Source organism: Streptomyces sp. NBC_01013 (genome assembly GCF_045162765.1).
GTDB lineage: Bacteria > Actinomycetota > Actinomycetes > Streptomycetales > Streptomycetaceae > Streptomyces.
This window is the reverse complement of the sequence record NZ_CP108687.1, coordinates 6236732-6251733: the sequence shown is the minus strand read 5'-3', so window position 1 is coordinate 6251733 and position 15002 is coordinate 6236732. Positions and strand designations below refer to the sequence as shown.

Annotated in this window: 14 protein-coding genes; 1 reads left to right on the top strand and 13 read right to left on the bottom strand. The window is 74.1% G+C overall.

Features of this window, described 5'->3' with window-relative positions; all coding sequences use genetic code 11:
• Positions 1–8: 8 nt before the first annotated feature.
• The 7 genes from trpM to hisI all read right to left on the bottom strand — a co-directional run bounded on the left by trpM (position 9) and on the right by hisI (position 4753).
• The gene (trpM, locus tag OG538_RS27235) at positions 9–95 is read right to left on the bottom strand and encodes a tryptophan biosynthesis modulator TrpM (RefSeq protein ID WP_406100326.1); all 87 of its coding nucleotides are present in this window, start codon (positions 93–95) and stop codon (positions 9–11) included.
• Between the two features lie 140 nt (positions 96–235).
• Positions 236–1045 carry an indole-3-glycerol phosphate synthase TrpC gene (gene trpC, locus OG538_RS27230; protein WP_406097906.1) on the bottom strand — a complete coding sequence of 270 codons (810 nt, stop codon included), beginning with the start codon at positions 1043–1045 and terminating at the stop codon, positions 236–238.
• Between the two features lie 115 nt (positions 1046–1160).
• Complete coding sequence (locus OG538_RS27225) at positions 1161–1637, bottom strand: DUF2752 domain-containing protein (protein WP_406100325.1); 477 nt, start codon at positions 1635–1637, stop codon at positions 1161–1163.
• A 149-nt stretch (positions 1638–1786) separates the two neighbouring features.
• Complete coding sequence (locus OG538_RS27220; protein WP_266777642.1) at positions 1787–2035, bottom strand: HGxxPAAW family protein; 249 nt, start codon at positions 2033–2035, stop codon at positions 1787–1789.
• A 131-nt stretch (positions 2036–2166) separates the two neighbouring features.
• Positions 2167–2826: a TIGR02234 family membrane protein gene (locus tag OG538_RS27215; protein ID WP_406097904.1), complete on the bottom strand. Its 660-nt coding sequence runs from the start codon at positions 2824–2826 to the stop codon at positions 2167–2169.
• Positions 2827–2876: 50 nt separating this feature from the next.
• On the bottom strand, positions 2877–4364 hold the full coding sequence (locus OG538_RS27210) for an anthranilate synthase component I (protein WP_406097902.1): 1488 nt from the start codon (positions 4362–4364) through the stop codon (positions 2877–2879).
• Between the two features lie 11 nt (positions 4365–4375).
• Positions 4376–4753 (bottom strand): phosphoribosyl-AMP cyclohydrolase, encoded by a 378-nt coding sequence (hisI, locus tag OG538_RS27205; protein ID WP_406097900.1) that lies wholly within the window; start codon positions 4751–4753, stop codon positions 4376–4378.
• An 84-nt stretch (positions 4754–4837) separates the two neighbouring features.
• Here hisI and OG538_RS27200 point away from each other — a divergent pair, with 84 nt between their 5' ends.
• Complete coding sequence (locus OG538_RS27200) at positions 4838–5470, top strand: TIGR03085 family metal-binding protein (protein ID WP_406097898.1); 633 nt, start codon at positions 4838–4840, stop codon at positions 5468–5470.
• Between the two features lie 58 nt (positions 5471–5528).
• Here OG538_RS27200 and OG538_RS27195 read toward each other — a convergent pair whose 3' ends face one another.
• The 6 genes from OG538_RS27195 to OG538_RS27170 form a co-directional block, all read right to left on the bottom strand.
• A complete protein-coding gene (locus OG538_RS27195) occupies positions 5529–6779 on the bottom strand; it encodes an MFS transporter (RefSeq protein ID WP_406097896.1) in 1251 nt (416 codons plus the stop codon).
• A gap of 25 nt (positions 6780–6804) precedes the next feature.
• A complete protein-coding gene (locus tag OG538_RS27190; protein ID WP_406097894.1) occupies positions 6805–7392 on the bottom strand; it encodes a winged helix-turn-helix domain-containing protein in 588 nt (195 codons plus the stop codon).
• A gap of 39 nt (positions 7393–7431) precedes the next feature.
• A complete protein-coding gene (locus OG538_RS27185; protein WP_406097892.1) occupies positions 7432–9021 on the bottom strand; it encodes a cation acetate symporter in 1590 nt (529 codons plus the stop codon).
• A 243-nt stretch (positions 9022–9264) separates the two neighbouring features.
• Complete coding sequence (locus tag OG538_RS27180) at positions 9265–10632, bottom strand: helix-turn-helix domain-containing protein (protein WP_406097890.1); 1368 nt, start codon at positions 10630–10632, stop codon at positions 9265–9267.
• Between the two features lie 289 nt (positions 10633–10921).
• Complete coding sequence (locus OG538_RS27175; RefSeq protein WP_406097888.1) at positions 10922–13747, bottom strand: AAA family ATPase; 2826 nt, start codon at positions 13745–13747, stop codon at positions 10922–10924.
• Positions 13748–13941: 194 nt separating this feature from the next.
• On the bottom strand, positions 13942–14826 hold the full coding sequence (locus OG538_RS27170; RefSeq protein WP_406100323.1) for an alpha/beta hydrolase family protein: 885 nt from the start codon (positions 14824–14826) through the stop codon (positions 13942–13944).
• Positions 14827–15002: the final 176 nt, after the last annotated feature.

Below are 15002 nucleotides of genomic sequence, written 5' to 3'. Positions count from 1 at the left end.
GGCTCGCTCTACTGCGCGGACCCCGTGCGCCATCGCATGCCGTTGACCTGACCGGGTTCGTCGCCGATCACGTACCGCACCCGCCGTCCGTGCACACGGCGGGCGGGTGCGCGGCAGCCGCGGGGGCGGCAGCCGCGCGCCAGCGGCGCGTGCGGGTCCCGCAACTGCCGCGCCCCGGCGGGGCGAAGGCCCGCCCGGGGGCGGAGCGCGGAACGGTCGGCGGACACGGGTGCGGTCAGCTCCGTCCGTGCCGGAGCGCCGGGTGGGCGCCGGCGGCGACCAGGTCGGCGACGGCCGCCCGCGGCTCGCGGCCGGTGACCAGGGACTCGCCGACCAGTACGGCGTCCGCGCCGGCGTTGGCGTAGGCGATGAGGTCGTGCGGGCCGCGGACGCCGGACTCGGCGACCTTGACGATGTGGTCGGGGATCTCGGGGGCGACGCGCTCGAAGGTGGAGCGGTCGACCTTGAGGTCCTTCAGGTTGCGCGCGTTGACGCCGATGATCTTCGCACCGGCCTCCACCGCGCGCTCCGCCTCCTCCTCGTCGTGCACCTCGACCAGCGGCGTGAGGCCGATGGACTCGGCGCGCTCGATCAGGGAGACGAGGGCCTGCTGGTCGAGGGCTGCGACGATCAGCAGGGCGAGGTCGGCGCCGTAGGCGCGTGCCTCCCACAGCTGGTACGAGGTGACGATGAAGTCCTTGCGCAGGATCGGGATGTCGACCTTGGCGCGGACGGCCTCCAGGTCGGCCAGCGATCCGCCGAAGCGGCGCTCCTCGGTGAGGACCGAGATGACGGACGCGCCCCCGGCCTCGTAGTCCGCGGCGAGCGCGGCAGGATCGGCGATCGCGGCAAGGGCGCCCTTGGAGGGGCTGGAGCGCTTGACCTCGCAGATGACGGTCACGCCTTCGCCACGCAGGGCGGCGACTCCGTCCTTGGCCTGGGGAGCGCGGGCTGCGCGTTCCTTGAGCTCGTCGAGGCTGACGCGCGCCTGTCGCTCCGCGAGGTCGGCGCGAACGCCGTCGATGATCTCGTCGAGCACACTCACGCGAGAGGCCCCCTTCCGGGACGTTGACAAGGGAACAGGACTGCCCCTGTCGATGGTATCCGCAGGAGGCCGGTGGGCCCGCATCCGTCCGGCGGATGTCCCACTACCTGGGCATTCACGGCGCCAGCGCCGATCCGAACGGCAGGTTCCGGACCACGGAGAAGATCAGCAGTACGGCTCCGATCCCCCACCAGTGGACCGGTTTGAGGTCGATCCGCAGCGGCCTCCCGGCGGCCGCGCGGACCATCCAGAGGGCCCAGAGCACGGCGAAGGCCGCGTATCCGATGACCGCGAGGGCGTTGGAACCGAGCGCCGCCACGACGTCGCCGTGCGCGAAGGCGTGGGCGCTGCGCAGTCCCCCGCAGCCGGGGCAGTAGATGCCGGTGAACCGGAGCAGCGGGCAGACCGGGTAGTGACCCGGTTCGTTGGGATCGACGGTGCCGACGTAGGCGAAGGCTCCGACGACGCCGGCCAGGACGGCGGCCGGCGTGGCGATCCGTCGGAGCCGTGGGACGGGAGCGGCGACGGGGGCGGGCCCGGGAGGGAAGACCGGCGCCGGCCCGTGTCCGGGCGCCGCCGGCGGGCCGGTCACCGGGTGCGGGCCCGGAACCGGTGGGGCGGCGGCCTGTGAAGGCGCTGCGGGGAAAGACGATGCGTCCACTCGGTGATTGTCGCCGTTGAGACGGAAAGGCGCAGCCCGGACCGGGCTGCGCCTCGCACGCGTGCGTCCGCGAAAGGAATTCAGGAGGTCTGCGCCTGCCCGGCACGGGCCCTGGCCGCCGCCAGCTCCGACGACTCCTTCGGCATGCCGAGGCCGGCGGCCTTCATCGCGAGGCCCACGATCCCGCCGACGAAGACGACGACGATGCCGGCCCAGAAGCCGAGGGGGTTGGCCGCGACCATGAAGACGCCCGCGATGCAGAAGCCGATGAAGGCGATGATGACACCGGTCCAGGCGGCCGGGGTGTGTCCGTGGCTGCTGCCCGCCATGAGTTGCTCCTCGTTGGTGTTGCGCTGTTGGTATCGCTCGGGGTCGCCGCGCCCGTGCCGCTGTGGGTGCCGCGGTGCTGCGAGCTCACGGCCATTGTCCCGTACGTGCGAGTGCGACGTGAGCTGGGGGGTCATGCCTCGCGCGTCGGGTCCTCACCGCGGTCCAGGGCCTTCCACAGGTCCTCGGGCCGGTCGGGGTCCGGGGCGGCGCGGGGGGTCTTGCGGGGCCGGGGGGTGCCGTCGCGCTCGTACCGTCCGGACATCGTGGGCCAGCGGCTGCCGAAGCGCAGGGCGAGGAGCCCGGCGAGCAGGATCAGCAGGCCGCCGACCGCGGTGACGTAGGGCCAGGCCGTGTGACTGAGGGCCTCGATGGTGGCGGAGCTGTCGCCGGTGGCCTGCGCGGCCTTCTCGTCGAGTGCGGCGCTGTCGGATGCGCCGAGGTAGGCGCTCAGTGCGGCGCCGAGCCCGCTGAGGGCCAGGAGCCCGGAGACGGCCAGCCGGCCGGCGCCGCGGACGGCGAAGACGGCGACGAGGGCGGCCAGACCGACTATGGCAAGGGCCGCGGGGAGGCCGGTGACGTCCTGTCCGTCGGCGTTCAGCGCCAGGGTGCCGCCGCCGATCGCGGCTTTGCCCCCGGCCCAGGTCTGCCCGGAGGCGAGCAGCACGACGGTGGCGCCGGCCGCCCCGAGGAGCAGGCCGGCTGCCAGGCTTCGGCGGCTTCCCGCACTGTCGGGCGCGGCGGCGGCTTCGGCACGGGGCTGGGGTACGGGGACGGCGCTCACGTACTCCACTATCCCTTACGGCCCCGTGGTGGCCGACCGCCCCCCGTGTGCCGGCCGTCTCAGTTGCCGCCGAGGCGGTTCGCCGTGTGTACGGCGCGCAGCACCGCCGCGGCCTTGTTCCGGCATTCGGTGTCCTCGGCGACCGGGTCGGAGTCGGCGACGACACCGGCGCCGGCCTGGACGTACGCCGTGCCGTCCCGCAGCAGCGCGGTGCGGATCGCGATGGCGGTGTCCGAGTCCCCGGCGAAGTCGAGGTAGCCGACGCAGCCGCCGTACAGTCCGCGGCGCGTGGGTTCGAGCTCCTCGATGATCTGCATCGCGCGCGGCTTGGGCGCTCCGGAGAGGGTGCCCGCCGGGAAGCACGCGGTGAGGACGTCGAAGGCGGTGCGGCCCTCGGCGACGCGGCCGGTGACGGTGGACACGATGTGCATCACGTGCGAGTACCGCTCGATCGACATGAAGTCGACGACCTCGACGCTGCCGGGTTCGCAGACCCGTCCCAGGTCGTTGCGGCCGAGGTCGACGAGCATCAGGTGCTCGGCCCGTTCCTTCGGGTCGGCGAGGAGTTCGTCGGCGAGGGCCTGGTCCTCCTGCGGGGTGGCGCCGCGGTGCCGGGTGCCGGCGATGGGGTGGACCATCGCGCGGCCGTCCTCGACCTTGACGAGGGCCTCGGGGCTGGAGCCCGCGACGTCGAAGCCGTCGAAACGGAAGAGGTACATGTACGGCGACGGGTTGGTGGCGCGCAGCACCCGGTAGACGTCCAACGCGCTTGCGGTGCACGGTGTTTCGAAGCGCTGGGAGGGAACGACCTGGAAGGCCTCGCCTGCCCTGATGCGCTCCTTCACGTCCTCGACCGCGTCCTGGTACGCGGGGCCGCCCCACAGGGCGGTGTACGGCGGGAGTTCGGAGGGGGGCAGGGCGGCCGGGGCGTTCTCGACGGGACGGCGCAGGTCCTGCTCCATGGCGTCGAGCCGGGCGACGGCGTCGGTGTACGCCTCGTCGACACCGGTGGCCAGGTCGTTGTGGTTGATCGCGTTGGCGATCAGCAGGACGCTGCCGTCCCAGTGGTCGAGGACGGCGAGGTCCGAGGTGAGCAGCATCGTCAGCTCGGGCAGCTTCAGGTCGTCGCCGCCGCTCTCACCGATCTTCTCCAGCCGGCGCACGATGTCGTATCCGAGGTAGCCGACCATGCCGCCGGTGAAGGGCGGCAGTCCGGCTTCCTGGTCGTGCGGGGTGTGCAGGGTCTCGATGGTGGCGCGCAGGGCCTGGAGCGGGTCGCCGTCGACGGGGACACCGACCGGCGGGGTGCCGAGCCAGTGGGCCTCGCCGTCGCGGGTGGTGAGCGTGGCGGCGCTGCGTACGCCGATGAAGGAGTAGCGCGACCAGGTGCGGCCGTTCTCCGCGGACTCCAGCAGGAACGTGCCGGTGCGCTCCCCCGCGAGCTTGCGGTAGAGACCGACCGGGGTGTCGCCGTCGGCGAGGAGCCGGCGGGTGACGGGGATGACGCGCCGGTCGACGGCCAGCTTGCGGAACGTGTCGAGGTCCATGGCGGCAGACCCTACTGTCCGAGCGGGAGGACGTCGGCGTCGAAGCAGGTGCGGTCGCCCGTGTGGCAGGCGGCGCCCGTCTGGTCGACCTTGACGAGGACGGTGTCGGCGTCGCAGTCCAGGGCGACGGACTTCACCTGCTGGATGTGGCCGGAGGTGTCGCCCTTGACCCAGTACTCCTGGCGGCTGCGCGACCAGTAGGTGCAGCGGCCGGTGGTCAGGGTGCGGTGCAGCGCCTCGTCGTCCATCCAGCCGAGCATCAGCACCTCGCCGGTGTCGTACTGCTGGGCGATGGCCGGGACCAGTCCGTCGGCGCCGCGCTTGAGGCGGGCGGCGATGGCGGGGTCGAGGTCACTTGCGGGCCGGGGGGTGCCGGGCGTGCTGGTCATGTGCCCATTGTGCCGTGGCCCGGGAGGCCGTTCGGGCGTGCGTCCACTGGGCGGACGGTGGTCGGCGGTCGTACGCTGGCGGGCATGTCGACCCATGCGAAGCGCGAACGACTTCTGCTTGCCGACCTGTTGGAGGCCGTGGGCCCGGAGGCCCCGACTCTCTGCCACGGGTGGACGGCCCGCGATCTGGCGGCCCACGTGGTGGTGCGGGAGCGTCGGCCGGACGCGGCGGCGGGTCTGGTCATCGGTCCGCTGAAGAACCGGCGCGAGCGGGTCATGACCGAATTCACCGACAAGCCGTACGAGGAGCTGATCCAGCTCATCCGAACGGGTCCCCCGCGCATGTCCCCGTTCGGGCTCAAGCAGCTGGACGAGGTGGCGAACACCGTGGAGTTCTTCGTGCACACGGAGGACGTACGCCGGGCACAGCCGGACTGGTCGGCGCGGGAGCTGGACCCGGTGTTCGCCGATGTCCTGTGGTCGCGCACGGAGAAGGCGGCGCGGGTCCTGGGGCGCAAGGCGCCGGTGGGGCTGGTGCTGCGCCGCCCGGACGGGCAGACGGCGGTGGCGCACAGGGGCACCCCGGTGGTGACGGTGACCGGCGAGCCGGGCGAGCTGCTGCTGTTCGCGTTCGGGCGGCAGGACGCGGCACGGGTGGAGATGGACGGCGAGCAGGACGCGATCGGCCGGCTGACGACGGCGAAGCTCGGGATGTAGTGCGGCGTACCGGCCCCCCGGCCCGGGCGTTCCGCCTGCAGCCGGGCGTCGCGTGTGCTCAGCCAGGGAGTTCCGCGCGGCGCAGCGGGGCGAGGAGCAGGCCCGTCACCGCCCCCGCCGCGCACAGCGAGGCGCTGGCGACGAAGACCGGGCCCGTGCCCCAGAACGCGACGGCCGCGCCGGTGACTGGGTAGCTGAGCGGCGCCAGGGCGTGGGTGAAGAGCGTCGAGACAGAGGTGACGCGGCCCAGGTAGGCGGGGTCGGCGGCGGTCTGCGTGAGGGCGCCGCACAGGGCTCCGCCGAGGCCGGCGAAGAGTCCGACGAGGACGGCGACTCCCGCGGCGAGCGGCACGGAGGGGACGTACGCCAGGGCTCCGATGGCGACGGCACCGGTCAGCACGGTGAGGCACATGACGAGTCCCGCCCGGGGTACGCGGCCGCGTACGGTGAGCAGCAGGGCCGAGGCGCCCGCGCCGGTGCCGAAGGCGGCGATGACCCAGCCCATGCCGGAGGCGCCCCAGCCGCGTTCCTCGCTGAGCAGGATCAGGCCGAGGTTGAGCGGGCCGACGAAGCCGAGTTCGCTGACGGCGACGACGAGCATCAGGGGGCCGAGCATCGGGTGGCGGCGGATGTACCCGAGTCCGTCGGCCAGTTCACGCCAGGCGGTCCCGGCGGGGCGGGCGTCGGCCGGGTCCCGCGCGGGCAGCGGGCTCATCCGTACGGCCAGCAGCAGGGGCAGCGAGACGGCGAAGAGCACGCCCGCGGCGGCGAAGGCGAGGACCGGGCCGCCGAGGGCCACCGCGACGCCCCCGAGCGGGGCGCCCACGACGTTGGCGGTGCGGGTGGCGAGGCCGCGCAGGCCCTGGACCCGGGCGAGCTGGGAGGCGGCGGTGATCCGTGGCGGCAGGGCGCCGACCGCGGGCAGGAAGAGGGCGTCGACCGCGCCGAAGACGAGGGCGACGGCTATCAGCATCCACACGGTGGGCGAGGTGAGGAGCAGGCTGCCCGCCAGGCCCAGGATGACGAGGCAGCGGGCCGTGTCACTCGCGACGACGACGCGGCGCGGGCCGAGCCGGTCGGCGAGCACTCCCCCGCCGAGCAGCAGCGCGGCCCGGGGTACGGAGCCGGCCGCGAGCACCAGACCGGTCTGCGAGGCGCTCCCGGTGCGGGCCGCCGCCCAGGCGAGGGCCATGTAGTAGACGCTGTCGCCGATCGTGGACGCCGTGTAGGCGCCGAGCCAGCGCAGGACGTTGCCGTCGCGGTGGGCGGGGCGTCCGGTGGTTTCGGTGGCGGGGAGGGTGACGGTCACGGGCTCGTCCTCTCGGGTCGCCGGATCAGGTCCGGAACGGGAAGCCGTAGAGGTGCAGGGCGACGTTCTCGCGGTTCTCCGTGTCGCCGGCCTCGTCGCGGGCGCGGCCCTGCTCCTCGTACCGGCTGATCACCCCGTCCAACTCGCGTTCGAGCGCGCTGAGCTCTTCGGGGTTCAGCCGGGCCAGGTACTCCGAGCTGAAGGAGGCCTTGCGCCACTTCGCCGACCAGCTCCGGTACGCGTCGAGGAAGCGGCGGTACAGCTCGATGTGCTGGTCGAACGAGAGCCTGCTCACGGCGGTGTGGGTGGCGGCCTTCTCGGGCGCGTCGCTGAAGTCCTCGTCGTGGAAGCGCAGCCCCTTCGACGCGGGCTGCCACCAGCGCTCGCGGCCGTCCTTGCCCTCGCGGCCGGCCTCCTCGATCAGGCCGTGGTCGGCGAGCTTGCGCAGGTGGTAGCTGACCAGCGAGACCTGCTCGTCCACCTGTTCGGCGAGCTGGGAGGCGGTGGCCTGCCGGGCGATGTAGAGCGCCCGGTACAGCTTCATCCGCAGGGGGTGCCCGAACGCCTTGAGCGTGCCGAGGTCGGACACCCGGCGTGATTCGTTGCTTGCCATGCCCTTCACGGTAGATAGGAAAGAAAATTTGCGCAATATCTATTGCGCAATAGATCCTGCACGATGGGCCGCCCCCGACCGCTCCCTCCGCCCGGCTCGGGACCCCAGGTGCCCCAGCAGGAATCCGGCCGGGATCGTGACCAGCCCCGGCGTCTGGAGCGGGAACCAGTGGAAGTCGCGGGACGGGAACAGCGCGATGTGAGTGCCGGAGAACGCGGGCGAGAACACCATCAGGACCGCGATCAGCGGCAGCGTGCCGTAGACGGTCCAGCGCACCCCGCGGGCGTTGAAGCCCGGCCGGAACAGCGCGTACAGCAGGACCGGCGGCAGTACGGAGGCGGCGGCCGCGAACGACAGCGAGAGCAGCACCTGGGGATTGCGGTCATGGGTGTACATCGACACGTAGACGGACAGGGCGCCGGTCACGACGACGGCCAGGCGGGCGCGGAGGATTTCTCGCCCGGCGGACCGGTCCGACCGGACGGCCGTACGCGACCGGGCCTTCGCCGCGAAGTCGCGGGCGACGGAGGAGGCGGCGGCCAGCGTGATGCCCGCCACCGCGGCCAGCGTGGTGGCGAACACGGCGCAGGCCACGAACGCGAACAGCAGGCTCTCGCGCGGCCCGGCGGCCCCCGGGTCGAGTGCGCCGGTCACCAGCAGCAGCGCGGTGCCGCCCGCGGGGTCCGCGGCCTGAATGATCTTGTGGCCGAGCAGGGCGGACGCACCGAGGCCGACCACGACGACACCGGCACACAGCAAGGCCACCGGCGCCGCCGCCCAGACGGTGGCGCGCCGCACGGTCCAGCTGTCGCGCATGGGGTGCAGCCGCATCATGATGTGCGGCATGCAGGCCGCCCCGAGGACCAGGGTCAGCTGGAAGCCGAGGAGATCCAGGGTGCCGGCGAAGGTATGGCCGAACTGCAGTCCGGGGCGCGCGTACGAGCCGCCCGCACCGCTGCCGTGCTGGGCGGCGTCGAAGAGGGCGAACGGGTTCCAGCCGTAGCGGGCGAGCACCAGCCCGGCGAGCAGGGTCACCGCGGCCAGCACCACCGCGACCTTGACGATCTGGATGTAACCGGTGCCGCGCATGCCGCCGACGGCCGAGTAGCAGACCATCAGGGCGCCGCTGGCGACGGTGCAACTGGTGAGTGCGCCGTCGGGAAGCCCGAACACGGAGGCCATGACCCGTCCGGCGGTGGCGAGTTGCACCAGCAGCAGGGGGGCAAGGACGACCAGGGTGGTGATCCCGAGGGCCCGCCGGACGGTCGGGTCGCCGAGCCGGTCCGCCAGGAAGTCGCCGAGGGTGAACACTCCCCTGCGGCGCATCGGTTCGGCCAGGATCCGCATGACCAGGACGAGGGAGACGACCGTGGCGACCGCGAAGAGGACGCCGTCGAAGCCGGCGAGCGCCACGGAACCGGTGGTGGAGAGCAGGGTGGCGGCCGAGATGTAGTCACCGGCGATGGCCAGCCCGCTCCCGGCCGGGCCGAGGGCGGAGCCGCCGCCGGCGTAGAAGTGTTCCGGGTCGTCCTGGTCCGCCGCGGCCAGCCCGCACAGCAGCAGCGACACGGCGACGAATCCGAGGAAGACGACCACGGCGAGGGACCGGGCGTCGAAGCCGCCGCTCACCGGCGCGGTCCCGGCGCGGGGGTGGCGGATGCGCAGGCGCTCGCGGGGGCGCGCGGTGTGCGAGGGGTCGGGGACGCTGAAGACATGCCGGTTACGGCATCAGGCGCCCGGGTCCGCGTACAGCGGCCAGGGCGGGCGCGCTGCGCGGGTACAGCCGGCAGGGGCGAGGACTGTGCGCGAGCACACGCGCCGTCGGCCGCGGAGGGCACCGCCCCCGCCGGCCGGCGAGCGCATGCGCCCCCGTCAGCCCGCGAGCAGGCGTCGTGCCGCGAGGGCGAGGGAGACCTCGACCGCGTCGGACGGGCGGGTCAGACAACGGCCGGTCAGCTGCTCGAAGCGGCGCAGCCGGTTCAGGACCGTGTTGCGGTGGCAGTAGAGCCGGGCCCCGGCCCGCTGCGCGGAACCGTCCGAGTCGAGCCACGCCGTGAGCGTCTCGATGATCACGTCGCGGTCGGCAGGGTCCAGCCGGTCCAGCGGGCCCAGCACCCGCGCGGCCAGCGCCGAGCCGAGCCCCGGGGAGGAGACGACCAGGGCGGCGGGCAGTTGGTCGTCGAGCAGGACGACCCCGCCCCCGGCCGGGCAGGCCCGCAGGGCGGTCTCGGCCAGGCGCCGGGCATCCCCGACGGCCGCCAGCCCGTCGACGACGGAGCTGATGCCGACCCGGGCGCCCGGCGGAGCAGTCAACCCGGCGGCCAGCGCCGCGAGTTCCGTGTCCCCGTCGACCGCGCCGGCAGGCGGGTCGCTCCCCTCCACGGCGGAACCGGTCGCCGTGGAGGGGAGCGGGGCGGCGGGGCCCGCCGCCTCTTCGCTCCAGGCCAGCGGCAGGATCGCGAACTCCGCGTCCGGACCCGGGTGCCAGAGCGCGTCCGTGCCCGCGGGCAGCGTCATCGGCGGCTGCGCGGTGCCGTGCGGGGCGCGACGAGCGGTGGAGACCGCGAGTACCGCGTACCTGCCGTGCTCGGGAAGCCCCAGCATCGCGGCGGCTTCGGGCAGTTCGGCGATCTGCGCGGTGCCGTCCAGCAGCGCCGCCGTCATCAGGCGCTGGCGGTTCTCCCGCCGCCAGGCCAGCCGGCGCTCGGTCTGCCGGTAGGCGTCCGCGACGACACCGCAGTGCTCGTCCACGAAGTTCCAGACGTCCGCCGCGACATGCACCAGCAGCCGGATGTCCTCGGGGTGGCGGCGTGCGGTGTCGTCCACCAGGTCCTGCCAGACCATCGCACCGCCCATCCGGAAGGCGTGCAGGACCGCGTCGAGCGGCAGGCCCTGCTCGGCCCGCACCTCACCGATCCGCCGGGAGGTGCGGTGCGCCGCGTCACGGAACTCCCGGGGCTGGATCAGCGATCCGACGTTGTGCCGCAGCGAGTGGTGCACCTCCTGCCAGATCTCCGCCGCGTCGGCCTCGATGGCCGAGCGGTAGGCGGGCTCCTGTTCGCGCAGCGCCTCCACGAGCCGGTCCGTCAGCTCCGGCAGCGCCTCCACCAGCGCCCGGGCAGCCCGGTGCAGTACGGCGACGGCCTCGCGATCGGCCAGCGAACGGAAGCGGCGCGGCACCGGCGCGACGGGGGGAGGCCCGTGCAACGCCCTGACCCGTGAACGTACGACCTGCGGCATGGCGGCCTCCACCGGGATTCGGCCGGCTCCGGAAAACGGCCGGCTCCGGTTCACCCAGCCCGGCGTTGGGCATGAGCACACCGAATCATCCTGACGCCCGCAGAATGGCATACCGCCCAGTCGGTACCTAGAGGTTTGCGGCGTACTTCTCATCACGGTCCTGCAACCTCCCGGCCTCGGGTCCGAAACCGGGACGTCGTTTCGGGCCCGAACCGGGCCCGCACGGCACCCGAACCGGATCCGTCCCGGGTCCGCTCCCGACCCGCGTCGGCCCCTTATGGGGCCCGCGTCAGCGGTCCAGCAACCTGGCCAGCTCGGTCCGCGACCGCACGCCCAGCGCGGCGAACACGTTGCGCAGATGGTGGTCGACGGTCCGTGTGCTCACCGAGAGCCGCAGCGCCACCTCACGATTGGTGGCGCCCTCGGCGACGCACCGGGCGATGCGCTGCTGCTGCGGGGTCAGCGCGGCCAGCGGATCCGCGCCCCCGGCAGCGGCCGGGCCCTCCACCGCTTCTCCTGCGGCCCGAAGTTCACCGCTCGCCCGGTCCGTCCAGGCCCGCGCCCCGCACCGCTCGAAGGCGACCAGTGCGTCCCGCAGCGGGCCCCTGGCCTCACGGGTCCGGCGGCGGCGGCGCAGCCACGCCCCGTACAGCAGCTGGGTGCGGGCGCGTTCGAAGTCGCCGCCGGCGCGGTCGTGGTGGGTGAGGGCCTCCTCGTACCGGCCGGCCGCATCGCCCGGTGCCGCAAGCAACGCACGGCAGCGGGCCAGCTGGGCGGGGGCCTGGGGATCGGTGGTGCGGGTGACCCAGACGGCGAACTCCGCCACGGCGTCGGCGACGGGGTCCGCTCCCCTGCCCCGGTCCGGCCGCCCGGCCAGGACGGACGCCTCGACGTAGCACGGCACGGCGAGCATCCGGGTGGCGAAGTGCCCGCGACGGGGGCCTGGCCGGACGAGCGGGTCGAGCCGGGCCGCGGCCGCGCCGGAGCGCCCCGCCGCCAGGTCGGCGCGGGCCAGCGCCCAGGTGGCCAGGGTCGCGGCCTGGGCGAGTCCGTGGGGCCCGGCCCCCGCGAGGGCCGCGTCGGCATGGGCCGCACAGGCCTCCGGGCCGCCCTCCACGGAAGCGGCGAGCGCGAGCACGGCGTGCAGGTGGGAGGCGGTGTTGGGCTGCCCGGTACGCCGGGCGGCGCGCAGGCCCTCCAGTGCGTGGGCGCGGGCGGAGGCATGGCGGCCGGCCCTGAGCTCGGCGTACGCCAGGTGTTCCAGGGCCTGCGGCAGCAGGGCCTCGGGACCGGCCGACCGTACGGCGGCGAGGGCCCGGGTCCCGATCCTGCAGGCGGCGTCGACGTCGCCGAGCACCAGGGCCGAGGCCCCGCCGCGCAGCAACGGGGCGGCGTCGTGCGCCCGGCCGGCCGAGTCGAGGCAGCGGCGCAGCAGTGTCTGCCCTTCGGCGATGCGTCCGCACAGCACCGCGCTCAGACCGTCGCAGTACTGGGCGAGGGCCGGATCGGGCACGGAGACCGGCATCCGGGTCATGGCGTCGAGGTACGCGAGCGCGTCTCCCATCGCCCAGGCGGCCTCGGCGGCACCGAGATGGGCGTCCAGCGCGCGGCGCGGGTCGTACGGGGCGAGCAGCGCCGCAGCGGTGAGGAGCGCCTCGTGCGCGTCGGCGGCAGGCCCGTCGCGCAGAGCGAGCAGTCCGCGCACCAGATGCGCGCCGTCGTGTGCGGGATGCGCGCCGGCCCGGGCCAGCAGGGCGCGGGCCCGGCCGGTGTCGCCCGCGAGCCGGGCATGCTCGGCGGCACCGGCGAGCCGGGCGGCCCGCACCGCCTCGTCGGTGGAGAGCACCGCGGCGCGGGCCAGCGCGGACGCCCGCTCGGCATGCGGCCGCGGCGCCACGGCCGCCGCCTCCAGCGCGTCGGCCAGCCCGTCGTCGGGGCCCCCGGCGGCGCAGGCGCGTTGGACGAGCGCGGGCAGCAGGGACGGCCCTGCGGCCAGGTGCCCCGGCGCGGACCGGAACGAGCGCGGCGCGAGGGGAAGCGCAGGGGTCGCCGCCAGCAGGGTGGCGAGCAGGCCGTGCGCCGCGCGACGGCGCTGCGGGGAGGCGCGGTGCAGGACCGCCCGGCGCAGCAGCGGGTGGCTGAAGTGGAGTCGGTCGCCCGCCCGTTGGAGGGATCCGGCGGTCCCGGCCGGGGTGAGCAGGGCCCGGTCCAGTGCCGCAGGGCCGAGGCCCGCCGAAGTGGCCGCGCGGTGCAGCAGGGCCATGTCCGCCCCGGCACCCTCCGGTTCGTGCTCCTGCGCCGCGGCCGCGAGCAGCAGCAGTGTGCGTGTGTCCGGGGGCAGCCCGTCGAGGCGGGCGGCGTGCGCGTCCAGGACGTCCTCGGCGCCGGGCAGCGGATAGGGCGACGGGGTACGGCCGGCCAACTGATCGGGGGTGAGCCGGGAGGCCAGGCCGGCGAGCAGCCGGGGATTTCCGGCCGCTTGTCGGAGGAGTTCGCCACGGACCACCGGATCGACCGGGTCGGCGGCGCCCGTGGCATCGGTGATCCGGTCCAGGAGAGCCGCGGCCGCGTCGTCGTCCAGTGGCCCGAGCCGGAGGGCGGGCAGTCCTTCGAAGCTCGTCTCGTCACCGGCACCGACCACCACAGCGACCCGGCTGCCCGCGCCGAGCCTGCGGGCGGCGAAGACGAGGGCGGCGCGCGAATCGGGGTCCCAGGCGTGCGCGTCGTCCACACACACCAGCAGTGGCTTTTCCGCGCCGAGTTGCCGCAGCAGCGCCAGCAGCTCCGTGGGGGTGATGCCGTCGCGCAGCACCCGGTCCGGGGGCAGTGGAAGCGGACCGGGGGCGGAACAGAGCAGGGCGTGCAGCCCGCTGTAGGGCAGCCGCTGCTCGGCGGGAGCGGCGGTGGCGGTCAGGACGGGGCCGGTACGCCGTTCGCGGTGCGCCTCGACCGTCTTGTCCAGGAGCGCGGAGCGGCCGACTCCGGGCAGGGCGGTCAGCACCAGGGCACTGCCGTCACCGTCGCGCAGGCGCATCAACAGGGTGTCGAGGATGGCGAGTTCACCGCTGCGGCCGTACAGCCGGAGCGGACTGTGCACGGTCGTCGATGAAGTCACAACCAGCACGTTACTTCCGCGTAAACAGCGCCGGAAGATGTGCGTCCGGCCCCGCGCCACGCCCGGCAGGTTGCGGGGCACCCTCCCAAGGCGAGCCGCACTTGGCTGTGCGCGCGCACAGTCCGGGGGCAGGGCGGCGCGCCGGAGGGCCGGACCGCTGGGCGCGGCCCGGCCCTCCGACCGGACGTCAGGAGCTACGAGGTGTGCGGGCAGTTGCCCCGCGACTCGGCGATCGTGAGGCTCACCTGCGGGATCGGGCAGAGGAACTGCTCGTAGCGGGTGTCATTGTCGATGAAGCGCTTCAGCCACGAAATGCTGTACTTCGCGATGGTGGTGTTGGAGGAGTTCGGGGTGAAGTGAGTGGCCCCGCGCAGCTCCACGTACGCCTTGTCCAGCGTGCTCGGCAGCGACTGGTAGAACGGCTCGGAGTGGGTGGCGACCGGGGCGATCGTGTCACCGTCCGCACCGAAGATCAGGGTGGGCGTACGGACTTCGGGCCAGGTGGTGTCGAGGTTCCAGCCGGTCAGCGGGATCGCCGCCTTCAGCGAGGTGCGGCTCTTCGCGGCCTCCAGCGTGCCGCCACCGCCCATCGAGTGGCCCATCACGCCGAGCCGGGAAGTGTCGATCCGGCTGCGTACCGAGCTCGACTTCGTCAGGTAGTCCAGGGCGGCCAGGAGCTGACGCCCGCGGCTGTCGGGCTGGTCCACCGTGGTGTTGGTGTCGATGGTGAAGACGACGAAACCCTGTGAGGCGAGCCGCGGTCCGAGCCAGGCGATGCTGGACTGGTAGGCGGTGAAGCCGGGCGAGATGGCGACTGCTCCGAAGGTGCCGTCGGAGGTGGAAGTCGGGTAGTAGATCGTGCCGCCGCCGAAGCCGCTGACGCCCAGTGAGGAGACGCTGGTCTGCGAGACCGCGTACGAGCCGCGGCTCGCCTCGATACTCGAATTGCTGGGGGCCGGGCCGCGCTCGTAGGGATTGTCGGCGGCCTGGGCGCCCGGCATCAGCGCGGTGCACAGGCCCGCGGTGGCGACGGTGGCGGCCAGCAGGCCCTTGACGAGGCGGGAACGGCTCTTGGACATCCGGTGGCGCGAGGAGGTGTCGCCGGAGGGGAGGTGCTGCACGAGGGGGGCCTCTCGGTCGTGGCGGGAGCCACGCCGGGAGGGGCCGGGGCCCGTCGTCACCGGGGGCCTTCGGGGTGCACCGCGTGGAACCGCCGTTGTTCTCTGGCGGTCGCCACTTTCGCGGTGCACCCCGG

Excerpts from the sequence above, each read along its gene's own strand:
- OG538_RS27220 (WP_266777642.1), bottom strand. The coding sequence starts at position 2,035 with ATGGCGGGCAGCAGCCACGGACACACCCCGGCCGCCTGGACCGGTGTC.
- OG538_RS27210 (WP_406097902.1), bottom strand. The coding sequence starts at position 4,364 with ATGGACCTCGACACGTTCCGCAAGCTGGCCGTCGACCGGCGCGTCATC.
- hisI (WP_406097900.1), bottom strand. The coding sequence starts at position 4,753 with ATGACCAGCACGCCCGGCACCCCCCGGCCCGCAAGTGACCTCGACCCC.
- OG538_RS27200 (WP_406097898.1), top strand. The coding sequence starts at position 4,838 with ATGTCGACCCATGCGAAGCGCGAACGACTTCTGCTTGCCGACCTGTTG.
- OG538_RS27190 (WP_406097894.1), bottom strand. The coding sequence starts at position 7,392 with ATGGCAAGCAACGAATCACGCCGGGTGTCCGACCTCGGCACGCTCAAG.
- OG538_RS27180 (WP_406097890.1), bottom strand. The coding sequence starts at position 10,632 with ATGCCGCAGGTCGTACGTTCACGGGTCAGGGCGTTGCACGGGCCTCCC.
- OG538_RS27170 (WP_406100323.1), bottom strand. The coding sequence starts at position 14,826 with ATGTCCAAGAGCCGTTCCCGCCTCGTCAAGGGCCTGCTGGCCGCCACC.